Origin of the sequence: Vibrio sp. RE88, from assembly GCF_013113835.1 — a bacterium.
Taxonomy (GTDB): Bacteria; Pseudomonadota; Gammaproteobacteria; order Enterobacterales; family Vibrionaceae; genus Vibrio.
On sequence record NZ_VTYQ01000002.1, the window covers coordinates 199,803 to 224,398 of the forward strand.

Consider the following 24,596-nt stretch of genomic DNA (forward strand, 5'->3'; position numbering starts at 1 on the left):
CCTTCCCAAACTTCTATATCTCCGCACTAGAAATACCATCAGTACCCTTTAAATCTCAGCGCCATACACTGGTTTTGTGGGGCACTAATCATTAGTTACGAGAGAAAAATCAATGAATCAAACAGAGGTAAAAGCGTTAGTGGTTTCTTTGCTAGATATTACCGGGCTAAAGAAAACTCTAACGTCTGTTAGTGCAACCCTAATCAGTTTCGGTGTGAACGATATTGCCCAGCTTATCGCAATCTCAGTAGGCATCGTTTCGGGCGTCATGGCTATTCGCCACTATGCCGTTGCCACCAAACTCAACCAAGCCAAGCTAGAAAAACTGAACTCGCAAGAGGACGGTGCACTATGAGCCTAAAAATCAAAGCAATACAGGCGGTAGTGTGCTCTGTCACTACAGTTCTTGCCATTGTATTTACTATCGATTCAGAGCTAAGCGTTAGTGAAAACGGTTTACGCCATATCGCTAACGAGGAAGGTTGCCGCCTTAAGTCCTACCAATGTAGTGCGAACGTTTGGACGGTCGGTCTAGGTCATACCAAAGGCGTGACTAAGGATACGCATATTACCGAAAAGCAAGCCGCTGAAAGCTTTGTTGAAAGCGTATCTGCCGCTGAACGTGTAGTTAACAAGCGTATCATCCAAGCACCAAACCAAGGCGAGTACGACATGATGGTGAGCTTTGTTTATAACCTTGGTGCAGGTAACTTCGCTCGCTCTACGTTGCTGAAAAAATTTAACCGGGGTGATCGCACTGGTGCTTGTAATGAGTATCCGCAGTGGGTGTTTGTGAATGGTAAAGATTGCCGACTAGAAAGAAGCAATTGTGCCGGTATTCCTAAACGTCGAAGGAAAGAGCAAGACGTTTGTTTAAACGGTTGGCAAGGAGAGTAACCATGTTAAGTCATTATCTAACCCTGTTTAAAGCAGCTGCTTTTGCTGCCGTTCTTGGTAGTGTCGCTTACTTCTCATATGACTACGGCGTAACGACTACAGAAGCTAAGGTCCTAACAGCGCAAAATGCCCTATGGGACAAAGTAGAACAAAAACAAGAGGAAGCTTATTTTTTGGCTGTGGAATTGGCCGAGCAAAAACAAGCTATGGAAATACGGTACCGGACTATCGAAAAAGAGGTAATCAAGTATGTTCAAAAGAATAGTGACAAGCAGTGTGTTGTTAATGATGCTGATTGGTTACGCATCCGAGCCGACGCAGTGCGAGCACATAATCGAGCAATCGGTATTCAGCAGCCCTCCACCGTCTCTGATGGTGCCACCAAAACCGCTACAAGTTACGAGAGAGACGCTGAAGTCTTAGCGGAAGATGTCGCGAACATTCAAACCTGTGCTGAAAACGCTCAGCAACTGCTATCGCTACAAATATGGATAACAGCACAACTCAGACCCTCGCTGCAGTAGAGAGGAATCTGTCTACGCTGCATGTTACGAATGAGCGATAAACTAGAAAAGCGTAGCTATAAAACCATTCACAAGATCCGCTCTGTAAAATCCCAGCTCTCAATCCTGCAAGACTAAAGCGCTCACTTAGAAGCTCTCTAATAAACTAGGCTCCATTTGGAGCCTAGTTTCTTTCAAGATCTTGTCGATGGGCTTATATCGCCACGTGTTGACATATTGTTTTAATGCTAGAAATAAAAACAAATCGGCTTTTTATCCGCCATACTATTGCTCTGAAGATAGCTTAGTGAACTGATAAAACTCAAGTGCATAGTTTTTATCACCGGGCTGGTCATAGTTAAAGTAAGCACTAGTTCCTCTGACAAACTCAAAATAGTGATGAAATGAGTTGTAGTCATAAATGGCTTGCTCTCCGAAAAAAGCTAAAGCTGTATCCTGATCACATAACTTTTGGCTGACACAAACCATCAAACTCTCATAGAAATCAACAACGAGCCAAATGCTCATTTCAGTAGGCTTATGAGATTCCTTTAATAGCTTAGTAACTATGAATTGGGCGATAGCACGGTCACTTTTTTCTAGGTCCGCTTCTTCTTCAGCCACCTGATATCCTGTAGAATTGACATCCCAAAATCGAGCTATCGTCCTCTGAGCTTTGTGCATTTCTCCAGAATTATAAATATGCACATACTTTAACGTTTCTTGAACTCTATTTTTTTTTTGGTTTTCCACATATTGTAAGATTGCCCAAAACCCACCGATACCAATAGCAAGAATGGTTAACCATGACGTCAACATGTCAGATATATGTTTTTTTTCTTCAAAAGACAGAGACATAGTATTTTCCCTAATCAGTTTTTAGTGGGCAATTATATTTGCATCCAATGCCCCCTCTTCTAGGAACACATTCTGGGCATAGCCGCTTGATATCTTCATAGATCACTACTGGTTTACTTGTGTCTGCCTTAGCAGTTAGGCTCATTAAAACTGCTATTAGAACTATGACTTTCATGATTCTCCCTCTCAATTACATATAAAACAAGTAGGATAAAGGGTAGTTTGGATATATTGATTTTGCACTAAACTCTAAGATGATATTTCTAGGCTCTTGTACTCCTTCACATTAATCACCTCACTGCCCACAAACTCATTCAACTCCTGCAGCGCATCAATCATCGGCAGCAATTCATTCTTATGAAATAGCCAGTCAACCTTGTTGAGATCGAGAGAGGTAATACTTTCTCGGCGAACGCTCATCAGCTCGATAGGGACACGGTGGAGAGCCAGCACATCATTCATAGTTTGGTTCTTCACCTCCTTAAACGAATCCTTTGCTTCTACTTGGCCAATTGGCTTAAGCTCCGGCGCCTTAGTGTCTTTGCCTCGCGCATTCACAAACATATTCTTAAACGCCATGCCTTCTTTGGCCTGAAGCTTGGTTTTAATTTCGTCTTCCTGCTTTTTCGTCATGCTAGGTTCATTCATATACAGCAGGTAACCCGCGTGTTGGCCGTTGCGGTAATACTGGCGGCGGAATAAAGTGGCATCGTCATTTAGCCAGATGGAGGTGAGCCCGCTTACGTGACCGGGTAACCCATAGATCTCCTGAGCAACGTCATATTCAGAGAGATGAAAGATTTGCCCCTCCTTAAATTCAACTCTGCCATCATCCTCGTAAGTTTTTGGTTTATAGGTATAACCCAAGTCCTCGCGGCGACGTATATACAGAGCGGGAATGTGTTTAACCTGAACGACAGGACCTTTGCCCGCGTGTGAGCGAACAATTTGGAAATAGCCGTTGCCAAAGGTGAGATAGTCTTGGATAAACCGCTTAAGGTCGCGACGGGATAATACTGATGAAACGTTCACAGCAAAGGCGAGGGTATTGCGCTTAAACTCAATCGCGCTCGAGTGCATCGGGTTAACGCGCAGCGCTTTGGCTAAGGTGTCGAATGGAATAGGTGGCTGATATAACCCATCAACCAAAGCCGTTTCAAGGTAACTTAGGATGTCGCTGTTCATCACGCTGACAGGGTTAGAAAATTCAATCTCAATCACTTTGTTTCTCCGCTCTTTGGCTTAGAAAATTTCAACGGTGGTATCGTCGTCATTGTTAATATCAATTGGCTCCCAGCACATCACGTGCATTGAAGCCCAGGCAAGGTCAGCATGCGACCCTATCTTGCTGCGGTTAGAGACAAACGTAACCTGGTTACTGATATTGGTGGTCTGCTGGCGAATCATCAGGAAAGAATGCACCAGGTCATCCCATTCGGCGTCAAACTGCAGTCGACCATCGCCGATAATCTCTCGCGCTTTGTAGGCCATCATCCGCTTTACCTCTGGTGAGTAGTTCAGTTCGAGCAAAGACGGATAGAACTTTCTAACCAACTCAGCCACGGCAGAACCTACACCGCTGGTATCGATGGCGAGGTGCACTACATTGTATTTTTCGGTGATCCCGCGAATGGCTTCAGCTTGCTGCTCATAGCTTGAACCTTTGAGTCTTAAGCGCTCGATGAAGCGGAAAACGCCGCCCTTCATTTTTGGCTTAAGTGAGACCACTAAACCCGCATCATCGGATCCTTCTCCTTGACCACCACCTCTTGGGTCATAGCCGACTAACACTTCCGCGTCACCGACGGGGCGTGGCTTGTTGTGGTCAACTTCCTTCCATAGAGAGGAATCCGCTTTGCAGGCGAGAAGGGCTTTTAGTGAAAAGAACGAAGCACTGTCATCCAAGAATTTACATCGCAGTAGATTGTCGAAGATTTCCTTAACTGGATATTTACGCTTTAGCTACTCCATGTTGAAGAAGGTCGCGCCTTTCTTCATCGCGTCATCAACGGTGATCATCTGCCTGAAGATAAAATCAGGACCTAACGCCCCATCTTTCAGCGCGGTGTGGCTGATATCAATACGGTGCTCTTTCTTAGCTTCCCATTTCGGATAAGCTTCATGAGCCATCGTGGAAGGCGTCGAAATGTAAGTGGTACGAAACTTCGCTTGTATCGACATGCCGCCCGCGTAGTCATCCAACTCAGCGAAGCGGGGTATCCAAAACACCTCATCCCAATACATGTGGCCGTTGAAACCCTGAGAGGTGGAAACGTTGGTCGACATAAAGCCCAGCTTGGCGCCATTACTTAATTCAATATCATCTTTGCCTTTGAGGTCGACTTCACCAATCTCGAGAGCAAACTTGCGGATGTAGTTTTTAAAGATGTACGCCTGCTTTTTCGATGCAGAGATAAAGACTTGGTTATCACCATTAAGCACCGCGTCTTCAAACGCTTCATACGCGAAGTAGAAGGTGAGGCCAATCTGGCGCGACTTCAGATAGAAACGCGTTTCGTTGATGTCATCATCGAGCTTGTGAGCGTGTATCTCTTTCTGGTACTCAAAGAAAGTACGCTCGCGGTATTCATCAAGCATCTCTTTGGTGATCTGCGAAACGTCATTCTTAACTTTGTTAGGTTTGCGACCTCTAGGGCTTTTGCCTTCGACGGATGTGCCTGGTCTACTTCGCTTATTCTCCGCTTCAACGCGTTTGTAGTGCTGATCGAGTAGCATCTTCAGCTCGCGTTCCTGACACTCAAGCTTTTGGTCAACCCACATCAGATACGTGATCCTCTGACGCAGCATGAGCTCTACGGGCAAATCATCCCGCATTTCCTTCCAGCCAAATTTTGATATCCATTGCTGAACCGTTCGGGTGGCAACACCGATTTTATCCGCGATTTCTGCCGGCTTTCGCTGGCGTAAGAACAGACCAAACGCTTGAGTTTGCGCTGGTGTGTATAGCGGCTGGTTCAGATTGGTTACTGCATTCGTCTCCATGCCAGCATAGTGCTACAGTGCCCGCCATTACTCAGCTTGCGAGAGTTCTATATCGGGTATCTAGAATCAGGATGAATACAAAAAGAGGAAGGCTTTCGTTAGATTGAAATCATCGAATTCAGGAGAGTTTAGACATGTTTCAGTCAGAGCCGATTTGTATTTTGCAGGCAGGGACAACCGTTGATGGTCGCGTTATTGAACAGAAAATCATTGATGAAATCGCAGAGACCTACAACCCAGAGGTGTACACCGCACGCATTAATGAAGAGCACTATGACTGGAGCTACAAATTTGGTTCGGTGTTGTCGGTAGAGAAGCGTGAAGACAAGTTGTTTGCTGTTATTAAACCTAACTCCCATTTGCTACGCATGACGGAACAAGGCCAGTTACTTCATACATCCTGTGAGTTCATTGAGAAGTTTTCTAACACTGAGAAAGCCTATTTAACCGGACTGGCTCTGACCGATAAACCCGCATCACTGGGTACAACTCAAATCCATCTCTCTAGCAAGGACGATGGCAAGGTTCACGTACTTTCAAAGTTTACCATCGAACCCCAAGCGCTTTCGCAAGAAGAACCAGAAAGTGATGCCTCCTTATTCCAGAAATTCAAAAGCTGGCTCAGCGGTGAAAAGTCTCCTGAGCAGTTCTCGCAACAAGAGGAAGAAAGCGAAATGAGTAAAGAAACTGAAGAGCTGCTCAAACAAAGCATCGAGCAGAACAAGGTACTCAGTACCAACTTAGGCCTGTTGGTCGAAAGCCTCTCCACACAGAAAAAGCCAGAGGTTGATCAAGAGGAGCCTGAAAGCAATCAGATCGATGAACTCAAAGGTCAGGTGGAGCAGTTGTCGACTCAGATGTCGGAGATGACGACAACGCTTAGCCAAATCACTGACGAAACACCGCGCAAGCTAGCAGGTCAGGACAGCGAAGAAGAGCGGTACCTATAACGCCAGTCTGACGAAGAGAAACAGGTAAAATTATGCAGAAACAAACGCAAATCAAGCTCAATGCTTACGTGAAGAAAGTCGCTGAGCAAAATGAAGTGGATGACGCGACCCAGAAGTTTAACGTCACGCCGAACGGCACTCAAAAAATCATTGGCCAGATGCGAGAGAGCAACTGGTTCCTGAAGAAGATCAACATCATTCCGGTGAAGAACCAGAAAGGCGAATCCATCGGTCTGGGCGTAACGGGCATGATTGCCAGTCGCACCGATACTTCTGGTGAAGGACGCCGTGTACCGAAAGACTACTCAGGCATGGGCGCGATGCCTTATATGTGTGAGCAGACTAATTTCGATACCGCTATTCGTTACGACAAACTTGATGCCTGGGCGCACGACAAGCGCTTCAACTCAATCATCTCAGCTCATACGCGTGAGCAAATTGACGCTAACAAAATCACCATTGGTTGGTACGGTGAACGCGTAGAAAAGAACACAAATGCGAGCTCGAATCCAAACGGCGAAGACGTCAACAAAGGTTGGTTTCAGGCGATGCGTGACCACAACGCCGAGCGCTACATCACCGAAATTGTGCCGAATTCCGGTGAGATCCGAATCGGTGAAGGTGGTGACTTCATTAATCTCGATTTAGCGGTGCTCAACACCAAGAACCTGCTTCACGATGCGTGCGAAAACGATTCAAACCTGATTGCGATTATCGGCTCTGACTTGTTGGCTTACGACAAAGCGAAGTTCTACGAAGCGCATGGCAATACTCCAAGCGAGAAGAGCAAGATTCAGGAAGTACAGGTCATCGGGACTTACGGCGGTCTGCCTGCGGTGAAGGTTCCGGGTTTCCCATCAACCGGCATTATGGTGACCAGCTACGACAACCTGTCTATCTACATTCAGGAAGGTTCGATTCGTCGCTCAATGGGTAAGAAGAACGACGAGAAAGACCAGATCGAAAACTTCGAGTCGATGAACATGGCTTACGTCATTGAAGAAATCGGCAAAGCAGCCGCGATGGAATTCAAGAACGTCAAACTGAAGATTGGCGAAAACTGGGTATAGCCCTTAAACGACCACCCCCTCAATGCGGGCTCTAACACTCAATCTGTGAAGCCTTGGCAGAAGCAGAGTTCAGTGTTTGTCTGCCCGCATTTCTCTCGAGGAACCATGATGGAATTTGTCGGTGATAAAAGCGAAACCTACGACTCAGAGCTGCCAGCCACGGCAAAGTATCCGACGTTGAAGCTGGCAGAGTTTCAGTCTCTGTTTCATTTCATGAGCAATGAAACAGAGGCAGGCATTCTGCATCAAGCGAGCGTGTCGCGTATCAAAGTACATAAAGAGTTGGAGTGCATTATGGCGCTTTACGATGACCTAAACGCACTTTCTAAGGATCAGTTTGAAGATGAAGAAGCAGGCGCAACGCTCTACAAGCAGGCGGTATTTGCTTTAACAGCCGGTGAGTTGATCGGCATTCAGTTAAGTGGAGATGCCACAGCGGAAGCAGCGCAGCGACAAAAGCGTTAACAGACAAGAAACAGCATTGCGAAGTCCAACATCGCCAGGCTATCGACCTGCTCATTAACGGTCACGAAACCTACTGTTTTGAGGTGGTGTGATGAAAGCCCTGCATAGCCTCACGGAGTTGTTTAAAAGCCACGTTATTGATTCAACGAGCTTAGATATCTGGGTAGAAGATGGTGCTCTGTTTTGTGGTCAAGGACCACTAGTCGACGGTTATGAGCTGGAATATACAGCCATTGTTTTTGTTCAGAACGCGAGATTAAAACCGCACATGTTATTTATGCATTTGGTGAACTGGCTCAACAATCATGATCCGGAACGAACAGAGAAAGGCTTACCAGCACCGACGTTTGCGACTCAGGTACTCGATGGTGGCAAATGTGACATCAAGATAAAAATCGACCTGAGAGAAAGCTACTCACTGGCAGAGAGTGAGCAAGGAAACTGGAAGCAGCAAGGGACCCTATATGAGTGTATCAGCGAGTTTGAGGCGGCTGTGCAGGCGGATGAACTGAATGAGCTGGTTTACTTCGTTGGCCATACCAAAGACTTGCCATGAAGACCCTAGAAAGCCCAGAACAGCTGACCCAGTTGGTAGATGTTTTAGTTATGAAAGCGTCTGAAAAGCATGACTTAAACCGCCGGATGGCAAATCGAGCTCGGCAGTTTTTCAGGCAGCAAATCAGAGCGCAGCGAGACATTAACAACAACCCATATCAAAGCCGAAGGCCAAAGACTCAGCTTGATGATGGAGCCAACAACAAAGATATGCTGTTGGGTTTTGCTCAGGCACTACGAACACGAGCCAGTGACAAAGGGTTTGAGGTTGGACTAAAGGGCACTGCGGGTGTCATTGGCCGTGAGCACAATGAAGGTGCTCAGCTCTCTTTCACCACAAGGGTAAACGGCTTCTTCGATTCGAAGGTGGGCCAGTGGCAGGGCGGGGTGCTCACTAAACGAAGTTATCACATGCCCAAACGTACGTTTATCGGCTGGACGCCACAGCTCGAAAAAGAGTTGTTGGCGATGGCTGCAGAACACTTTGCACTAGAGGATGCAACCTAATGCGAACATTTAAGGTTAAGCCGAGCAGCAAAGGCTTACTGGTTCGAGATCCTGAAACCAGACAACCGCTGAAAGCTGCGGGAGAAGTGAAACCGCGCAATACCTACTGGTTACGCCGAATTAAGGATAAATCCGTTGTTGAGGTTAAGACGAAACAACAAAAACAGGAGACTGAAGAATGAGTATCAGCTTCTCAGAAGTGCCGAGCAATGCTCGTATTCCGGGCATGTATGTCGAGATTGATAACAGCCTGGCTAACAGTGCTGAAGACCAGCAACTTTGCCTAGTGATTGGTAATGCCGCCGATGGTGCCGCGGTAGGGGCGAACACGGTAAAGCTTTGCATGGATGATGCAAAAGCCGCTGAGCACTTTGGCAACTCAGATATCGTTAAGATGGTGAAGTTCTTCCGCAAGCAGGATGAAACCATGCCCGTGTATGCAGTGAGTGTGGCCAGTAATGACACCATGTCTGCGCTGGCAGCGCTGGGCGATAAGCAGTATCACCACATCATTTGTTCATTGAATGACGAGACCACTATTCGTGACTTGGGCGAGTTCTTGGAAAAGCGCTACGACGCGCTCAATCAAATCCCTGGTCTGGCGTATCTACCAAAGAAAGGCACACACTCGGAGCTGGTGACCTTTGGTTCGAAAAGCAATTGTCCTCTGATCAGCTTTATGTCAATTGATAGCTTGGGTGATTCATCGAATCAGGTGTTGTCGGATGCAGAAGCTGTTGCTGCTTGGGCAGGGCAAATTGCCCCTTCATTGGCCAATGACCCATGCCGACCACTGCAAACCCTCAAGTTGAGTGGTGTGTATTCAACGGCAGAAACAGAATTCGACTGGGCAGAGCGTAACTTACTGCTTCATGAAGGAATGGGGACTTACACGGTCACGCCGAGCAAAGAAGTGCAGATTGAGCGCCCCGTTACTGCGTATACCGAGAATGCGTCAGGTATCGCCGACAACAGTTACCTCGACATCATGACACCGGCGACCGCAATGTATTTCCGCCAGAAGCAGCGTTCACGCATCCTGAGTAAATACGCGCGCCACAAAGTCGCAAAGGACGGTACCAAGTTTGCGCCCGGTCAGGTCATTGTTACGCCAAGCATGTTCAAAAGTGAATTGCTCGCATTATATCGGGAGCTGGAATATCAGGGCATCGTGCAAGATTTTGATGGCTACAAAAAGTCTTTGATTGTCGAGCTCGACCAGACCAACAAACAACGCATCAACTATCAGGATTCACCGCAGTTCGTGAATGGACTGATCATCGTTGCAGGTAAGATTCAATTCAGGAAGTAAGCCATGGGAACAACAATTACTAGCCGCGCGGTACTTAATGCCGGTTCATTGGGGCGCTTACCAATCAAAGAAGGCGCGGAAATCAACTTCGGTAATCTCAAGCGTGAACCAGTTATGGGTGACGATGGTGTGCTTGGCCACAGCGAGTCTTATGAAGAGGCGCCATCCATTAAGTGCGTCATCGCCCACGCCAGCAATACAGATGAAGATACCATTAAAAAGTTCGTCGATGAAAACATCACGCTCGAGACGAACAGTGGCAAAACCTACACCTTAACCGATGCGTGGGTGGGCGACCCGCTCACGTTGGCCGTGAAGGAAGGGCAGCTGGAAGTCATGTTCTATGGCTACGAGCTGATCCCACAATAAGGAGCGAGCCATGTATTCAATACTCATGAAGCGTCAGGCGCTTACCAACAAGCCTAAAGTCGTGCCAGTAGAACAATCGAATCGACCATCGGCGTTGAGTAAGCCCTGGGAAGAAATCCAATTGATGCTCAAACAAGATTTGTCTTACGTTCGAACCTTAGCGGGCTCAAAGGAGAAGGCCCCATTCAAAGAGTCTTTAATCGAGAAGTACCGCTCAATCGTCGAAACCCTGCTCGAAACACATCAGGGCAATTACGCCAATCTTGATGTCTTGTGGTGGTTCTTCATGTGGCATGTCGATTTGGGACTACTGGAAACCATTCACGAAGATTTCCGCAATGCCATTGGTGCTGGGCTGGAAACACCACACAACTGGAAAATGAACGGCCAGACTGCCTATTGCGGCTATGTATTCAATTACTCGCTGGAAGCTCACAAAGATAACAAAGAGTATGAACGTAGTTACTTGCTCAATGCTGTGCAAGATTTGCAATCTGGTGAGCTCGCGACCAATGCACCACTGAAAGTGAAAATGTATCGCTTGGTCGGTGACTGGCATTACGAAGAAGGCGAACGCGAACTGGCGTACCAACTCTATGAACAGGTGATGAAGCTAGACCCAGACAAAGGCGGCTGCAAAACCAAACTCAAAGAACTGAAGGAAGAACTGGGCTATGGCGACACCAATTAAACACAGCAGTGAAGTGAAAAAGGTCAAGTTGGCAGTACCGCATGAGAAAGATGGCGAGATGATTGAAGAACTTGAAATCACCAAACCTCACTCGGGCAACTTGCGGGGCTTAAACCTCATCAAAGTGTGTGAGATGGATTTCGAAACAGGACAGATTCTGGTGCCAAGAATCACATGCTTGAATGAGCGAGATATGCTCAACTTAGCGCCAGAGAACTGGGCGCCAGTACTGACTGAAATCGCCTCTTTTTTCGTCAACACGAAACAGTAATCGAACACGTTGAAGACTACTACGCAGACATAGCAGTAGTGCTGGGCTGGCAGCCAAGCGAATTGGATAGGCTTAGCTACGAAGACTTATTGCTGTTTCGAGAAAAAGCCAGAGTAAGACACGAACGGAAAGAGAGCGAATAAGCTCTCTTTTTTGTATCACCATTAAGGGATATCACCATGAAAATGAATCTGTCAGTTGTGATGGGGATTAAAGACAAGATATCCGCACCGCTCAAGGGTATCTCTAGCGAATCTGATCACTACGCAAAGGTCATCAAGAAGGTACAAAAGGCGCAGGCAGATGACACCGCTGCGCTAGGTATGATCACATCATTCAAAAGCTCGCAGAAAGCGATAAGTAAGAACGCCCTCGCGATTGCTGCAGCCACTAATGAAAAGCTCACCGAACTCAAAGCTAAAGCGGCATCGACGACGCGCCCAAGTGCTGCACTGACAGAGAAGATCAGCAAACAGCAGGATAAGTTAGATAAGCTCAACGCAGAGCAAACGAGCTACAAGAACAACCTGGTTCGGCTAGGTAAACAGCTTAGCCAGACAGGCGTGAAAATGTATGACTTGGAAGGCGAAAGCGATCGGTTAAATCGAAGTTACAAGAAGCACGGCCAAGAGATTGCGCGCCTTAGCAAGAAGTACTCGATCTTACAGGGTGCAATGAAGCCCATTCAAAAGCTCAATGGTGCAATACGTTTACCAAATGTTGCCTCTGCCACGGTAGGGAAGGGTGCCGCTTTATTGGGTGGCGTCAGCTTGGCTGGATTGGTCTCAGAGGTAAACAGTACTGCAGACGAGATGGACAAACTGGCGAAAGTTGCCGGTAACCTGAACCTGCCAATTGAAGAGCTGCAAGCCATGCAATCCCTAGCCAATCATGCAGGCGTTGAAAGCGATGCGCTGTCTGGCTCTATGCTCAGGTTTACTAAACGCTTAGGTGTATTGCAGGAGACAGGAACGGGAGCACTGGGTTCATTCCTTAAGAAAAGCGGTAACTCACTCCATAAAGACTTACAGGGAGCAGAAGATACCCAGCAAGCCTACGAAATGCTGCTTGATGCATTTTCAAAGCTAGAGTCACCCCAAGAGCAGATGGCATTTGCCGATGCCGCGTTCGGGCAGGACGGACGCAAAATGTTAATCATGCTCCGCGAAGGTACACAGGGGCTAACTGCTGCACGTAAAGAGCTTAACGCTCTTGGCGGAGGTGCAAGCGCTAAAGACGCTGCAAAGGCAGAAGCATACAACGATGCACTGCAGAAAATTCAGGAAAGTGTTCGTTCAATGAAGTTTGCTGCACTCGCGCCAGTGATGGAGAAAGTCACCAAAGTCTTTACCCGCTTCTCAGACAAGTTTAAGAACGCGCAGTGGCGCACCGAGTTTATTGAAAAGCTCATTCAAACCGTCGACGGCCTGTATCGAGGTTTTGCTTTCTTAGGTAAAGGGCTTATCTGGGTAACGCAAAATTTCAAAGGCATTGTGGCGGCACTCGCCATCTTTAAAGTTGCGATGATTGGCCTAAACGCCGTGATCATGGCTAACCCGATTGGGATGATTGTGGCAGCGGTTGGCGCAGCGATTATCGCTATAACTTACTTAGTCGATAAGTTTGTTGGCTTAGATAAGGTCATCAAGTGGGTAGGGGAAAAGGTGGGCTGGTTATGGGAGAAGTTCAAAGCCCTTATCAACAAACTCCCAGATTCCCTCATTCCAGATGGTTGGAAAATTGAAACCGAACAGGCAGGTAAACAGGTCGACAGCAAGCTCGATGGTATTAAAGACAAAAACGCCAAACTCGGTATTACCACTGAAGAAACAACAAACCGCCGTGAAACAACCAGCTCACAATACCATGCTTATCAGTCAGGAAATCTGACGACGCCAAAGCAATATCAAGCCTACCAACCACTCACTAGCCAGACCTTAAAAAGCAAATCCGAAGTAGAACTCCGAATTAGGTCAGACAAGCCAGTTACTGTGGATAAAGCTAAGAGTGAAAAGGGTACCGAGCTGAATTTGGATTTGGGTAGTTTGGGGTGGAGTTATTAGACATCGAGATTGTCTTACAAATGAGACGGAGGTCGTACTCAGGAATAAACCTCCATAAATCGATGTTATTTGTTAATAGGGTGTGACAGATTAATGCTCATGTGTATCTATAAGGAAGAGATATGAGACCTTTTTACATCGGAGCAATAGCAGTACTGGTTACAGGTTGCACCAATTATGGACTTGTTCAACAAGACATTATTCAGGCAAATGACCATCAACATGATATTGCAGAATTAAAGCAGTTTTATGGGTGTAGGGAAAATGACTATTTGCACTATCAGCCGGGCAAAAATTATTCTAAGAGTGCTGTCGTTTATGCCAAAAAAGCCTATCCATTTGCGATGATGTCCTCCAACGTTAACAACAACGGCGAAGGGAGATTTGTTATCCCCAATTGGGAGTTTGTTGAAGGTGCTGACAACCAGTTCACGGGCTTTGAAGCTGAAGTATATAAACGAAAAAGTGATGGCGTGATTGCGATTGCATTTAAAGGGACGGGTGGTATTTCCGATGTAATCTTCGGAGACACACTAGGTTTTCATTACGCTCAAGCCGATTGGTATACATCCTACATAGACCGTGAGAATCCAAGCGCAACGTCGTTTATTCTTACTGGGCATTCTTTGGGAGCAGGGAATGCATTATACGTAGGGAAGTTCGAGCCTACTGATAAAGATAACATCAATGAGATTTACACATTTAGTCATCCCACTTGGTGGATGAGGTATGTATGGCCACCAGAACTTCTTGCATGGTTTTACAACCCTAAGAAGTTGTTGAACGGGCAGACTCATGAGCGCAAAGTTTTTGCCTTAACAGAAGATAACGATGTCTTAGATGTTTTCCGAAAAGACACTCAAGAAGTTGACTTCAATAAAAAAGGAAAACTTGATGAACATGCGATTTATCCTCTCGCCATTGGTCTTACATATGTAGCTGCCGCTAATGATGATAAGGCTGCTGAAGAGGCCCTAAAAGGCATTGGGTGTATTGAGGCAGACCAAAAGACTTAAGTGTGACTGACTCTTATCACCCAACGAATGGTTATAACGATATAACTCCGATTACGATGAGGTGATACATTGACACCTCATCAAATCCTGCGATAACCTATCTATGCACTGGCAAAATCCAGTGCCGGGCGTAGGAACCCGCTTTATTTACTCTCGGTGCATAGACGCCAGCTTTTTGCTGGTTTTTTTTTATGTGCAGCTTTGGCACACCTAAACATGGTGGCTTTGCTTATCTATTAGGCAAAATGCAACTGAATTATGGTGGGCTGGGCAGGGCAGCTTCGGCTGGCCGTGTTCCGAGAGAGCGGTATTCCTACCCCTGTTCAGTTCACCACCCAAAGCGTAGGAACTCTGAGTGGTGATTTAACCAAATTGCTCTCGGAGGCCATCATGGCTAATCTAACCATTCTATCTAAAGACATCCGCTTAATTGATGACTTGTACTCGTTAAATGACTTACACAAAGCGAGTGGCGGCCTAAATCGTCATCGACCCAGTATCTTTATCAAGAACCAGCAAACTCAAGAACTGGTTAATGAAATAGAGCAAAGCAGGAATTCCTGCTTTGGTGAAAACTCCCGAAGTGCGAATTCGCACTTTGCCGTAAATACCAAACGAGGCGGTTGTAATTCCGGAACTTGGGTATGCAAAGAGTTAGTCTATTCATATGCGATGTGGATTAGCCCTAAGTTCCACCTCAACGTGATTCGAGCATTCGATAGCATGAGTACGAATCATGCACCGCAATTTCCATCTTCAATGCCACCATCCGACTTATCACTGAACGATCTCATCTACGAACTCGCCAAAGCTAAAAACGTTACCACAAAGAACATCCACATCCATTACAACTCTGTCTTCAGTACGAATGCTTGGTCACAAGAACAAGGCTTCGAGCACGAGTTAGCAAAAAGAATACTAAAGCAGGACTTAGCCAACGAACTACGCACTCAGTCACCTCAACTACAGCGACTTAAGCAACAAGCCAAAGAACATGGCCTAGCGCTAGTAGATGAGAAAGAATACCAAGGGTTTCAAGGCCGGATGCAGATGCAACAGCAGCAGGTTGAGAAGCTAGTCGATGATTTGATGGCGCTAAGTCGAAACCACAACTCTTTGATGAGTCAGGTGATGTGAGGGTGTGCCCCATAGTGCTATCAAAGTATAAGGTATGTAATCCGTTCTAAAGAAAAACGCCGAGCTTAGGCTCGGCGTTTTTGATTTGAAGTCAAAAAGTTATCTATTTAATGGACAAAGCCGTAACTTGGCATACAGATTCATTTGGACCCCATGGGATACTTGTATCATCAACTTCGATACTGATGTTTTTTCCTGTGGTCCATGCCATCAATAGAATAGATAGTAAATGTATGTCTTCTTTTAGTAGGTCTGCAGCATCCTGACGACATGTTGTATCCCCCCAAGCACCTGGATTGACGTAAATTCGTGTTGAATTTTCACTATTTGGGCTAACAGGGCGTTTGGTTGAAATCGGATGGAGTTGAGTTACCGTCACTTCACGAGTCGCGTGTTTGGCGTAAACCACGATTGGAGCAACCATTAGCAGCAATACTAATAGTGTTTTTAGTTTGGATATCATTTTTTTAATCTCTCGCACTAATATATCTAGCCTCGCCGCTTTGACCGCTTCCAGTAACACCAATACGAACACTCTTCCGCGTGGAATACGATGTTAATGCAGTAGACAGCATTGCTTTAAGGCTAGGTTTGTCTTTAGAACCCACCAATCCAAGTTGACTCAAGGAAAACATAGATAATTTGTGGGCGGTCGGTACAACCGGAAAGTCGTACTCTTACTCTTTGGTTACTGGCTTTAGCGGTTAACAATGTAGACAGCATCATTGATTTGGTCTCTCTGTCTAGTGAAGGGTCAACTATATACGCCCCGTTATACGAGCAACCTTCTGGGTTAACCATATTTGCGAAATTTACTTCCACTGCAGTATTGGGGCCAACTGCGACACCAATAGGAACTTGCGCTGGTGTGTCAAAAGCAAACGCGTTGAGTGATGTTAAGACTGATAAAAAAATTAGTTTTCTCATAATAGAAAGCATGAATCTGATCCTATGATTTGTTTTTAGTTAAAAGTTGAATAGGTTATTTTCTGTAGCAAGTCAGCTTTTCGATATCTCCGCTTTCTAACACAAGTTTACTGTTGTCGAGTGAGAGTACTTTAGACTTACCTCTCTGACCTTTTTTCGGCATAAATAGAGGATAAAAAACTATGATTGAGGCTGTATATTCATTGGTCGGTTTAAAACTGATTTCTTCGTAAACCTCATACAAGTTATCTTTGTTCAATTCCCATCTCGCGGTTCCTGAGGTATCAAAGGAAAGAACATCGCCAGTATCTTCCTTGTAACCATCTTCAATAGTTCCACACTTCCAGCTCTTTGCTAGTAGGCCATTGAATTCGGATGTGTCAAAAGGTTCCTGAACATGCGAGCTACATGCCGTTAAGAACAAAGCACTAGATCCGAATAAGCATTTTTAAGTTCATTTAACACACCAACGGTTCATAGCGTTGTACTTGAGAGCTGTAACTAGATGACTTCTTGGTTACAGCCACAGATTAAAGGCGAGATTTGCTGTGGAGAGATTCTAACGCATTGTTGTATTGTATAAAAATACTGATAACTATTATTTTTGTGATTAAATCTGGTTCGTATCACAAGTCTTAACAAATGGGTAAGGCTGAGCGGCTAAAAAATGGCGACACTCATTGAAAAACTACGTTAAATAGGGTTCTTTATCGTCATTTTCAACTGTCTTTATATGCATGAAACCTTTTTAAAGTGTTTGATATTTAATGATTGTTATATTTTTCTTTGAAGTTCTGCGCGAAGTTTGAATTAGGAATAGGGGGCAAAGGTGAAGATAAGCCGTGATTTGAATCCAGCGGCTCCGAGTTCATCGGCAGTGGTTTCTACCTAGAGTATCGAGACCTAAATGAGCTATGGGAGAAGGTTCGTAAAGTGTTGGCCAAGTATCAGGCGAGTAGCCCGTTCTAACTTAGAAAAAGAGCTTCAGCCCAACGAAAGTTAGCTAGCCCTCCCAATAGAATTTAAGCCTAGCGATATTTATGTTAATTAAATGTTTTCATTGTGTGAAATATATCCTCAACAAAGACGGTCTACAAAAGAACGTACCGAAATGTATGGAGATTGGATATGCAATGGAACAAATTTACCTCAAAAACGGTTTTGATATTTCTATTTGGTCTTAGTCTTGTTGCCTGTGGAGATGAATCTAACTCAAATTCTAATACATCAGCATCATATGTATTAACGTTCACGAGCAATTGGAGCTCTGTAACCTTCCCAACAAATTATCCGAGCAACGCCCATTTTTCTCCCTTAATTGGCATGACGCATAACTCTGCTGCGAGTTTGTTTAAAAGTGGGACTCTAGCCACCACTGGCCTAGAAGAAGTGGCTGAAACAGGAGGAACTAACTCAATTAAGTCAGAAATAGGAGACATTCAAAATTTAGGCAACAGCCAGTCGCTGATTGAAGGCAATGGATTGCCTACTGGGCAGACACAGGTGCAAGTGCAGTTTAGCGTGGACACGGATTTTCCACTAGTTAGTGTTATTACAATGGTGGCTCCGAGTCCAGATTGGTTTGTGGGTGTAGATAGCTTGAATTTGTACCAAAATGGAGCGTGGGTGGACGATTTGACAGTTGAACTAAAAGTATATGATTCTGGTACTGATGATGGTGTGACTTTTACGTCAGCGAATGTTGATAGTTCTCCAAAGACCAATGTTAGTCTCCTAACATCTAATGCTGCCGATACTGATTTCCTAAATGGTGTTCATAGAAGTACTAGTGTACACATAGGGACGTTTACTTTTAAACGTCAGTAATCTTGAATTTAAAGTCGAAAAGTGGCGGCAAAAATGGCGACAATCATTGAAAAACTACGTCAAATAGGGTTCTTTATCGCCATTTTTAACTGTTTTTATATACATGTGTAGTCATTTAAGTTGTTGAAATATATGGGGTATGTAGTTTTCCTTCGAAGTTCTACGGCATGTCTTCTCAGTCGGCGATGGACAAGCACTCAGACGGTGTTGCGAAGTACCGCGCAGCTGAAGGAAAAACCGTACTATTGCCATTCCGTGGCAGTGTTCACGGCACTATCTCAGACATCCTTGGTGGTGTTCGTTCAACGTGCACATACGTAGGTGCAGCAAAGCTTAAAGAGCTAACTAAGCGTACGACTTTCATCCGAGTACAAGAGCAAGAGAACAACGTTTTCGGTAAAGAGAAGTAATCCTACATTTCGGAAAATTCGAAATGTTAAGAGCCGCATTTTGCGGATCTTTTTTTCTTGAAGATCAGTAAATTACTTCAGAGCATCAAATTTCTTCACAAACAGCGATAAGCAGTGGGCTTTTACGACCCTAATTGGATGTACATCCAAGCAGAATCAGTGCGGGTGCATAGTCGAGAAGCTGGCATTGTGTGGCTTGTTATATATGAATTTGCTAAGGAGTATAAGTGGATTGAATCCAGCGGTTCGAGTTCATCGATAGTGGTTTCTACCTAGAGTATTGAGGCCTAAATGAACTACGGGAAACCGTCAGAATAGTGATATCAAAATATCAGGCGAATAACGCTTTCTAAAGAAAAACGCCGAGCTTAGGCTCGGCGAGAAAGGATGAGTTGTAAGTTAGCCTACTGGCAGTATATTTGTACTACTGAGTAGTTTTCAACCTCTACTTTTTTGTATTCTTTTTGAGCGTCTTTCACAATCTCAAATAATTTTACACTGCAAGTCTCATCACCATTAGGTAGCTCTACAAAATTGAAAAGAGCTTCATAGTTATGATTTTCTATTGGTTCGAAGCTAATGATTCTTCTACACCAAGCGTATAGAGCACCCCCGGAGTCTGTTACACCAGGTGAAATACCAGATATTCCAACGCTACTAAACTGGAAAGAAAACTTGTGGTTCGCGGGTATATATACTTCGTTCTGATGAGAATCACCGAGTTCCTCATCATATCCTGGCATGTCCAGCCTACTTAAGCTTCGGATTAAGTTCGCTTTGGTACCTAAAATTGCCATATGGCCATCTTGTAAGTAGGTTGTGGAAACACACTCAGAATTTAACGGAACACCAACAAAGTTGTTGTTACTAGGAACTGATGCTAAACGCAATTTTGCACTAGGTCCTTCAGTCATTGGTTGCAAGAATTTGTTGGAAGCACAACCTGACAATAGTAATACGCCTAACAACAATACAGCTTTTTTCACTTACTAACTCCATGTTAAAGTGACAATGAAACTTAGATAACATTATTAGTTTCTATTAAATGAGGCCTTAATATTGCTATTATTAATTTGTTTTTTGAATGTCTTTGTTGGTTTGACTATATGTATTTATTGTGGAGGGAGGCAGGACTTATCACCTCGTACTAGTGGAGTGTAGCCTCGGCGTTTTGGGGCTGTATTTAAAGTGCACGTTATCTGATTAATCTGTATCACAGCTCTTGCAGACCAGTAATTATGCAAACTGATTGCTGGTTATCCACAACATACCTTTTACCTTTGCTGACAGTGCATAAGCGTACCGTGCTTTGTTAAACTCAGTCCCGTCCAAGTTTATTTGACCTCTTAAGTGGTCACAATGTTTCGTAAACTGTGGAGACGATATATAGGCGACTCCATTGTTTAGATATAAAGTCCACTCGCTTAATATTTCCGTTGGCCAGTAGCGTTTAGCGAACGCTGAATTGCTACTTAGAAGAGTCAAAGCAATTGTTGCTGTCAGAGTTGTTTTCATTTATTCGCCTGTTTTACTTTGTTATTACGCAGAGTTTTTCTGTGCTTTTATCGCTATGTTTTCTACTTGTATAAGCGCACACCGCTTATTTTAGGTGCCCCCCTAACACAGCCAGCAATGTGTAAGCCTACTGGTTTTCCTGCCATAAACGCGGCTAATAATGTCGCCACTTTCGCATCAGCACCTACATCACTTACTAGGTCGACCCTGTAAAAGCTTTTGGAGCCACAACCTTCGGGGTCGATGCCTGTCGTAGCCATAGTTATGTCAACATGCGTAGGCCATGGGGCAATATATTTTATTTGTGAAACTGGAACTTCTGCCGCGATAGAACTAAAGGAAAGTAACATTGCAAGAGTTATTAATACGACTTTCATAACTTTTGATTTATTCCATAAGTAGATAAGTGCGCAAAACATTAATACATCATGGGTGTAAATGATAGATGCCTTTGCAATAAAGTTAATAAATGAGCATATATTGAGATAAGAAGGTATGTTTCGGTAGATAAGTGCGTTGAACAGTTTAGTGCAGTTCCGACTCAAAAATGGCGACGCACAATGAAAAGCGTCGACATGTCTTTCGTGTAAGGAGTAGGTATGTGTTCCTGCAGTAAATTAAAGCACCAAACATCTCATATAATCCCATACTGCTGATGTTTCCAATTAACTTTTAAGTACAGTACTTAACCAAAAATACCGAGCTTTACGCTCGGTGTTTTGTCTATTAGAAATAGAGTACGATACCTAGTCACACGAACGGACAGGTATCAACTTTGTATTTGATGCTAATGACATGGTGTAGGGAGTGAATGTTCCATTTTCGCTAGCTTCAATTTGAATGCAGAGATCTGTTCGGCGCTTCGTTTGGACTTGTAACACATTGTGAATCCCTTCGCTGTGGTCGGACTGTATCTCATATCTGCTGTTGTCCTTATATAGAGTCATATCGACGGAGAGTAACTTACTGGCATCATCGAAATTTTTGTGTTCCCAGACCAGAGTTGCCTTAAAGTTCTTGTCATTGTTGACTACTCGATATGATTTCGATCTGGACCACGGGCGCAGCTCAAATTGTTTGGTGTTCTCGTATTCGCTATATGCCTGAGTCAAATCCATATAACCCCAGCCGCGAGAAGGGCACCAGTTGCCATTAGAATCACAGTACTGAGGAAGATCTTCAGATAACACATCGCGCGAACTGTTATCTGCACTGTTGATCAGCACGGCTTTTACCAAAGGAGAGAATTTTTGGTATTGGTGGTTGTTTAACTCTTCTAGTGCTTGTCTTACAAGTACCGTGGCACCAGCAACGTGCGGAGACGCGAGACTCGTCCCGGTCGCAAGTCGTGTGATTGTATCTTCGTCATAATCTTTATATTCGCTCTCTACAAAGCGGTCTTTGAACGGCCCTTCATAAGTGTATGCGTTGGGATCTGGCGCGGCGGTTCGAGTGTCATGGCCGGGAGCAGCGATATCTGGCTTACGTCGACCATCAGTAGTTGGCCCGCGACTGCTTGTTGCACGTATTGAGTGCTGGCTTCTATCAGTGGTCTTTTCAGTTGGGCCATCTACTAGAGTGGTGTCTACATTGGCTACTGTTAAGCCGTTATAGTTATCTCCGGGTTTACTGATGGAATAAGGTTGTGGCTCTTCAGCACTACTACCATCGGGGTACTTTGAACCATCATTACCGGCAGATTTTGAAAGTAGAAAATCATTTTCGTAACTGACCGCATCGAAGTATCTTGCCCAGAAAGACCACGTTTGCCATTGGTTTAGTGAGCTTTGTTCTACAGGAGTGAGTATCCGTCCATTACCAAAGCTGTAATTAAGTGATACAGCATCGTAGTTTGCCAAGTAGGATAAACTCGACATGGTCAGATTAGCGGATTTTAGCTCCCTAAGTATTTGTGCGAACTCACCATCCCCACCTGGCAAGAGGGTATCTGAGGCTGAACCCGCATAGCCACTAATAACATCAGCGTCTTTGGCGATACCGTCATGAGGGCTGATTGAGGAGTTCCCAGCCATTGCGCCAGCAACAGCGGTGCCGTGTGTGCTTCTTAGGTGTCGACTCCCTGCCGTTTTTAGCCATTCTCTTTTCATTGGCCAGTTATAATCGTCTCCGTTATTCCCTTCACTGCCCATTACCAACACATTTTTATCAACAAATGCAGGGTGCTCAATATCGGTGCCGCTGTCGAGCACAGCCGCAGTGTAACCGGTACCCGTAATTCCGTGCTCCCAGAAGCTATTGATATAGGCATCGCCGGGCTGTGTTTCTGAGCGGGACAATAGGATTGACTCAACATTAATATCGAGTTCTTCCTCACCAACCTTTATCGGTTCAATAAGACCTAGGCTAGCATTTTGTTTTTGAAAGCTTTCAACGTAAGAGAAATCAGAAGGAAACGGACCAACTAAAAATGTGTAGCCCGCCGCTTGGTAGCGGGTATAGAGAAGCGCATGGTCAGTATAATCTTTAAAGCCTTTCAAATTACTAAGGATAGTGGCTTGATGGTTCAATTTGGATTCAACGTTTTGAATGTCGCTTTCAATTGTACCATCTTTGAAAACGAATCCAGTGACGACCCAAGATTTGGGTGCCAAGGTCTCACCTTGTGCGGTTTCCGCATGAGTTGGCGCAACATAGCCTGCGACCAACATAGCCGTGAACAACGCAGTGTGCTTTATCATTTTATTTCCTTTTACAACAATTGTTTTTAGGTATGGGGTTCGATATTAAATGCTGCCAAGTTTTCTATCGGTCTGCGCTGAAGTTTTGACAGAGTGATGTCAAAAAGGGAGGAGGTGTGAGTCTATACCCAAAATACGGAGTGTTAATCATTAACTTTATAATTTTATTAAATTTTCTAGGGTTAGGAGTTGAGCTAATAGATCTAATTCCAGCTGTAAGTAGCACGAATAATTCACCCAATTATTGAATCCATCTCTCATCATTGATTTAAGACTGAAATCATTTGGCAGTTGTTAAGGTCTACTCGTATATTGGTAAATTGATATGCCAGAGTGGAGTAATAAACACATGTATGAATTTTTAGTGCGGGATTTCGATAGCGAAGGTGGATACATTAAAAAAACGACTCTGGACGGTAGGCTTCCACGCAGTCGAGAGGAATCTTATGTACCGTGGGGAGTGACGTTAGACTCTAAAGTTGTTTATGCCAAAACAGGTGAACACACCGGCTTCAACGCGGGTAAGGGAAAATTCCGATTAAAACCTTATGACACGAATATCAGTCAGGCACGCCGTGCAGAGGCACAGTCGGTGCTTGGTGTAATGGCACTGAGCGTTGCAGAGTATACAGAAGAAGCGGTGAATAAGGTTTCAACTGGTGTTAAGCAGTATCTTCAGGCTCATAAACGTAACGATTCTGAAGGTGTCACTGAAATGGTCAAAGCGCAGATTGGTCATTATTTCTTTACAGGTGGAAGAATGGGGTTCGGCCGAATCAGTGAGGAAAGAGCCAAAGATATTTCCGCCTCGGTCATTTGGGAAAAACTGATCCTAGCACTAGATAGTGGAACGCTGGAGCAGAAGCTCGCGATTCATGATGCGGTTGGGCGAAAAATTTTGCCAAAGCTCAAAGGGCCTGAAGAAGTCAAATACGCTGTGTTAGCTAACAAAGTCCGAGAAGCTTGGTTTGATGACAGCCGCTATCGTGGCCGTCGTAAAAAATCTGGATCAGCAGCACCAGCAAGTACGGTAGGGGGGATTGTACCTGCGTCGAGTCAGGATATCGTTGGAACAGTTACTCAGAGCCGCAACCGAGGTGTCGATATGTTTGAGCGAGACCCTAACAGAGAGGCCCATGCCACCGCAGATAGTTTCTATGATGATGTTGATGTTCGTAACCTCTTGTTTGGGGCAGGTATTTCGGGAACGACAGGTACATTGCTTCAAGCTGCGTGTGCGTTTGGTGGTTTGCACACTTGGAATGCTGAACTGTGCAAACAGTACATGCTGGCGATTGTCGGGTATCTAATTGGTGGCGGAATGCATAGCTTTCACGAGTCTATGGCCATCGCCCAAAAAGCCGGGATTGTAAACTACAACCCCGGGTCATATGTCGAAGTGCTACCGACCTCATTTCTACAGAGCGTAAAAGGGAAAGCTTGGATCGCTAGGTATTATGATGTCTCTGTACTAGGTGCGATTCATTGGCGCTATAACTCCGGACGACTGCCATCTCACATTCAGAGAAGTTTAGTGTTGGATTAAGCCGT

The 24,596-nt window shown here is 44.9% G+C and carries 26 protein-coding genes and 3 pseudogenes; 20 read left to right on the forward strand and 9 right to left on the reverse strand.

Going from position 1 to position 24,596, the window contains the following annotated elements:
• Nucleotides 1-112 precede the first annotated feature (112 nt).
• Genes F0265_RS04460 through F0265_RS04470 form a run of 3 tightly spaced genes read left to right on the forward strand, consistent with a single transcriptional unit; the run spans nt 113 to nt 1,421 of the window.
• Nucleotides 113-355, forward strand: coding sequence for a hypothetical protein (locus F0265_RS04460; protein ID WP_171747964.1), 243 nt, complete (start codon nt 113-115; stop codon nt 353-355).
• Nucleotides 352-897 (forward strand): lysozyme, encoded by a 546-nt coding sequence (locus F0265_RS04465; protein WP_171747965.1) that lies wholly within the window; start codon nt 352-354, stop codon nt 895-897. The genes F0265_RS04460 and F0265_RS04465 overlap by 4 nt, the downstream gene beginning before the upstream one ends.
• A gap of 2 nt (nt 898-899) precedes the next feature.
• Entirely contained in the window at nt 900-1,421 is a 522-nt protein-coding gene (locus tag F0265_RS04470; protein ID WP_171747966.1) for a hypothetical protein, read from the forward strand.
• 264 nt (nt 1,422-1,685) lie between these two features.
• On the opposite strand, the gene F0265_RS04475 is transcribed toward F0265_RS04470, so the two are convergent.
• The 3 genes and pseudogenes from F0265_RS04475 to F0265_RS04485 form a co-directional block, all read right to left on the reverse strand.
• Complete coding sequence (locus tag F0265_RS04475) at nt 1,686-2,258, reverse strand: hypothetical protein (protein WP_171747967.1); 573 nt, start codon at nt 2,256-2,258, stop codon at nt 1,686-1,688.
• A gap of 249 nt (nt 2,259-2,507) precedes the next feature.
• A complete protein-coding gene (locus F0265_RS04480) occupies nt 2,508-3,479 on the reverse strand; it encodes a phage portal protein (protein WP_171747968.1) in 972 nt (323 codons plus the stop codon).
• Nucleotides 3,480-3,500: 21 nt separating this feature from the next.
• Nucleotides 3,501-5,261, reverse strand: a pseudogene (locus tag F0265_RS04485) (terminase family protein).
• A 134-nt stretch (nt 5,262-5,395) separates the two neighbouring features.
• Here F0265_RS04485 and F0265_RS04490 point away from each other — a divergent pair.
• From F0265_RS04490 to F0265_RS04555, 14 genes and pseudogenes are all read left to right on the forward strand, one after another.
• A complete protein-coding gene (locus F0265_RS04490) occupies nt 5,396-6,211 on the forward strand; it encodes a GPO family capsid scaffolding protein (RefSeq protein ID WP_171747969.1) in 816 nt (271 codons plus the stop codon).
• Between the two features lie 32 nt (nt 6,212-6,243).
• Nucleotides 6,244-7,281, forward strand: coding sequence for a phage major capsid protein, P2 family (locus F0265_RS04495; protein WP_019274348.1), 1,038 nt, complete (start codon nt 6,244-6,246; stop codon nt 7,279-7,281).
• Nucleotides 7,282-7,389: 108 nt separating this feature from the next.
• Nucleotides 7,390-7,838 (forward strand): annotated as a pseudogene (locus tag F0265_RS04500) (head completion/stabilization protein).
• On the forward strand, nt 7,838-8,302 hold the full coding sequence (locus F0265_RS04505) for a phage tail protein (protein WP_171747970.1): 465 nt from the start codon (nt 7,838-7,840) through the stop codon (nt 8,300-8,302). Before F0265_RS04500 ends, F0265_RS04505 begins: the two are co-directional and overlap by 1 nt.
• Nucleotides 8,299-8,808 (forward strand): phage virion morphogenesis protein, encoded by a 510-nt coding sequence (locus F0265_RS04510; RefSeq protein ID WP_171747971.1) that lies wholly within the window; start codon nt 8,299-8,301, stop codon nt 8,806-8,808. Before F0265_RS04505 ends, F0265_RS04510 begins: the two co-directional genes overlap by 4 nt.
• A complete protein-coding gene (locus F0265_RS04515; protein WP_171352088.1) occupies nt 8,808-8,990 on the forward strand; it encodes a DUF2635 domain-containing protein in 183 nt (60 codons plus the stop codon). The genes F0265_RS04510 and F0265_RS04515 overlap by 1 nt, the downstream gene beginning before the upstream one ends.
• Nucleotides 8,987-10,120: a phage tail sheath subtilisin-like domain-containing protein gene (locus F0265_RS04520; protein WP_171747972.1), complete on the forward strand. Its 1,134-nt coding sequence runs from the start codon at nt 8,987-8,989 to the stop codon at nt 10,118-10,120. Before F0265_RS04515 ends, F0265_RS04520 begins: the two co-directional genes overlap by 4 nt.
• A gap of 3 nt (nt 10,121-10,123) precedes the next feature.
• Nucleotides 10,124-10,489, forward strand: a complete 366-nt coding sequence (locus F0265_RS04525; RefSeq protein WP_171747973.1) for a phage tail tube protein — start codon at nt 10,124-10,126, stop codon at nt 10,487-10,489.
• A 10-nt stretch (nt 10,490-10,499) separates the two neighbouring features.
• A complete protein-coding gene (gene gpM, locus F0265_RS04530) occupies nt 10,500-11,180 on the forward strand; it encodes a phage terminase small subunit (RefSeq protein ID WP_171747974.1) in 681 nt (226 codons plus the stop codon).
• The gene (locus F0265_RS04535) at nt 11,164-11,451 is read left to right on the forward strand and encodes a phage tail assembly protein (RefSeq protein WP_021455669.1); all 288 of its coding nucleotides are present in this window, start codon (nt 11,164-11,166) and stop codon (nt 11,449-11,451) included. The genes gpM and F0265_RS04535 overlap by 17 nt, the downstream gene beginning before the upstream one ends.
• Nucleotides 11,452-11,480: 29 nt before the next feature.
• Entirely contained in the window at nt 11,481-11,594 is a 114-nt protein-coding gene (locus F0265_RS04540) for a GpE family phage tail protein (RefSeq protein WP_257001224.1), read from the forward strand.
• 36 nt (nt 11,595-11,630) lie between these two features.
• On the forward strand, nt 11,631-13,514 hold the full coding sequence (locus F0265_RS04545) for a hypothetical protein (protein ID WP_171747975.1): 1,884 nt from the start codon (nt 11,631-11,633) through the stop codon (nt 13,512-13,514).
• 122 nt (nt 13,515-13,636) lie between these two features.
• Nucleotides 13,637-14,530, forward strand: a complete 894-nt coding sequence (locus F0265_RS04550) for a hypothetical protein (RefSeq protein WP_171747976.1) — start codon at nt 13,637-13,639, stop codon at nt 14,528-14,530.
• A gap of 390 nt (nt 14,531-14,920) precedes the next feature.
• Nucleotides 14,921-15,667 (forward strand): KilA-N domain-containing protein, encoded by a 747-nt coding sequence (locus tag F0265_RS04555; RefSeq protein WP_171748184.1) that lies wholly within the window; start codon nt 14,921-14,923, stop codon nt 15,665-15,667.
• 103 nt (nt 15,668-15,770) lie between these two features.
• Here the strand turns inward: F0265_RS04555 and F0265_RS04560 are convergent, their stop codons facing one another.
• The 3 genes from F0265_RS04560 to F0265_RS04570 all read right to left on the reverse strand — a co-directional run bounded on the left by F0265_RS04560 (nt 15,771) and on the right by F0265_RS04570 (nt 17,018).
• The gene (locus F0265_RS04560; protein ID WP_171747977.1) at nt 15,771-16,130 is read right to left on the reverse strand and encodes a hypothetical protein; all 360 of its coding nucleotides are present in this window, start codon (nt 16,128-16,130) and stop codon (nt 15,771-15,773) included.
• A gap of 134 nt (nt 16,131-16,264) precedes the next feature.
• Nucleotides 16,265-16,594, reverse strand: a complete 330-nt coding sequence (locus F0265_RS04565; RefSeq protein ID WP_171747978.1) for a hypothetical protein — start codon at nt 16,592-16,594, stop codon at nt 16,265-16,267.
• Nucleotides 16,595-16,649: 55 nt separating this feature from the next.
• Nucleotides 16,650-17,018, reverse strand: a complete 369-nt coding sequence (locus F0265_RS04570) for a hypothetical protein (protein WP_171747979.1) — start codon at nt 17,016-17,018, stop codon at nt 16,650-16,652.
• 704 nt (nt 17,019-17,722) lie between these two features.
• Here F0265_RS04570 and F0265_RS04575 point away from each other — a divergent pair.
• Both F0265_RS04575 and F0265_RS04580 read left to right on the forward strand, forming a co-directional pair.
• Nucleotides 17,723-18,421 carry a spondin domain-containing protein gene (locus F0265_RS04575; RefSeq protein ID WP_171747980.1) on the forward strand — a complete coding sequence of 233 codons (699 nt, stop codon included), beginning with the start codon at nt 17,723-17,725 and terminating at the stop codon, nt 18,419-18,421.
• A gap of 155 nt (nt 18,422-18,576) precedes the next feature.
• A pseudogene (locus F0265_RS04580) lies at nt 18,577-18,831 on the forward strand (IMP dehydrogenase); the annotation flags it as partial.
• A 404-nt stretch (nt 18,832-19,235) separates the two neighbouring features.
• Here the strand turns inward: F0265_RS04580 and F0265_RS04585 are convergent.
• From F0265_RS04585 to F0265_RS04595, 3 genes are all read right to left on the reverse strand, one after another.
• Nucleotides 19,236-19,817: a hypothetical protein gene (locus F0265_RS04585; RefSeq protein ID WP_171747981.1), complete on the reverse strand. Its 582-nt coding sequence runs from the start codon at nt 19,815-19,817 to the stop codon at nt 19,236-19,238.
• 591 nt (nt 19,818-20,408) lie between these two features.
• Nucleotides 20,409-20,606, reverse strand: a complete 198-nt coding sequence (locus tag F0265_RS04590; protein ID WP_171747982.1) for a hypothetical protein — start codon at nt 20,604-20,606, stop codon at nt 20,409-20,411.
• A 486-nt stretch (nt 20,607-21,092) separates the two neighbouring features.
• Nucleotides 21,093-23,045, reverse strand: a complete 1,953-nt coding sequence (locus tag F0265_RS04595; protein ID WP_171747983.1) for a S8 family serine peptidase — start codon at nt 23,043-23,045, stop codon at nt 21,093-21,095.
• Nucleotides 23,046-23,394: 349 nt separating this feature from the next.
• On the opposite strand from F0265_RS04595, the gene F0265_RS04600 reads away from it, so the two are divergent.
• On the forward strand, nt 23,395-24,591 hold the full coding sequence (locus F0265_RS04600; protein WP_171747984.1) for a hypothetical protein: 1,197 nt from the start codon (nt 23,395-23,397) through the stop codon (nt 24,589-24,591).
• Nucleotides 24,592-24,596 lie beyond the last annotated feature (5 nt).

Coding starts and splice junctions, on each gene's coding strand:
- F0265_RS04475 (WP_171747967.1), bottom strand. CDS start 2,258: ATGTCTCTGTCTTTTGAAGAAAAAAAACATATATCTGACATGTTGACG.
- F0265_RS04495 (WP_019274348.1), top strand. CDS start 6,244: ATGCAGAAACAAACGCAAATCAAGCTCAATGCTTACGTGAAGAAAGTC.
- F0265_RS04560 (WP_171747977.1), bottom strand. CDS start 16,130: ATGATATCCAAACTAAAAACACTATTAGTATTGCTGCTAATGGTTGCT.
- F0265_RS04525 (WP_171747973.1), top strand. CDS start 10,124: ATGGGAACAACAATTACTAGCCGCGCGGTACTTAATGCCGGTTCATTG.
- F0265_RS04555 (WP_171748184.1), top strand. CDS start 14,921: ATGGCTAATCTAACCATTCTATCTAAAGACATCCGCTTAATTGATGAC.
- F0265_RS04460 (WP_171747964.1), top strand. CDS start 113: ATGAATCAAACAGAGGTAAAAGCGTTAGTGGTTTCTTTGCTAGATATT.
- F0265_RS04590 (WP_171747982.1), bottom strand. CDS start 20,606: ATGGCTACGACAGGCATCGACCCCGAAGGTTGTGGCTCCAAAAGCTTT.
- F0265_RS04595 (WP_171747983.1), bottom strand. CDS start 23,045: ATGATAAAGCACACTGCGTTGTTCACGGCTATGTTGGTCGCAGGCTAT.
- F0265_RS04515 (WP_171352088.1), top strand. CDS start 8,808: ATGCGAACATTTAAGGTTAAGCCGAGCAGCAAAGGCTTACTGGTTCGA.
- F0265_RS04565 (WP_171747978.1), bottom strand. CDS start 16,594: ATGAGAAAACTAATTTTTTTATCAGTCTTAACATCACTCAACGCGTTT.
- F0265_RS04535 (WP_021455669.1), top strand. CDS start 11,164: ATGGCGACACCAATTAAACACAGCAGTGAAGTGAAAAAGGTCAAGTTG.
- F0265_RS04470 (WP_171747966.1), top strand. CDS start 900: ATGTTAAGTCATTATCTAACCCTGTTTAAAGCAGCTGCTTTTGCTGCC.
- F0265_RS04550 (WP_171747976.1), top strand. CDS start 13,637: ATGAGACCTTTTTACATCGGAGCAATAGCAGTACTGGTTACAGGTTGC.
- F0265_RS04545 (WP_171747975.1), top strand. CDS start 11,631: ATGAAAATGAATCTGTCAGTTGTGATGGGGATTAAAGACAAGATATCC.
- F0265_RS04510 (WP_171747971.1), top strand. CDS start 8,299: ATGAAGACCCTAGAAAGCCCAGAACAGCTGACCCAGTTGGTAGATGTT.
- F0265_RS04505 (WP_171747970.1), top strand. CDS start 7,838: ATGAAAGCCCTGCATAGCCTCACGGAGTTGTTTAAAAGCCACGTTATT.
- gpM (WP_171747974.1), top strand. CDS start 10,500: ATGTATTCAATACTCATGAAGCGTCAGGCGCTTACCAACAAGCCTAAA.
- F0265_RS04575 (WP_171747980.1), top strand. CDS start 17,723: ATGCAATGGAACAAATTTACCTCAAAAACGGTTTTGATATTTCTATTT.
- F0265_RS04600 (WP_171747984.1), top strand. CDS start 23,395: ATGTATGAATTTTTAGTGCGGGATTTCGATAGCGAAGGTGGATACATT.
- F0265_RS04490 (WP_171747969.1), top strand. CDS start 5,396: ATGTTTCAGTCAGAGCCGATTTGTATTTTGCAGGCAGGGACAACCGTT.
- F0265_RS04465 (WP_171747965.1), top strand. CDS start 352: ATGAGCCTAAAAATCAAAGCAATACAGGCGGTAGTGTGCTCTGTCACT.
- F0265_RS04520 (WP_171747972.1), top strand. CDS start 8,987: ATGAGTATCAGCTTCTCAGAAGTGCCGAGCAATGCTCGTATTCCGGGC.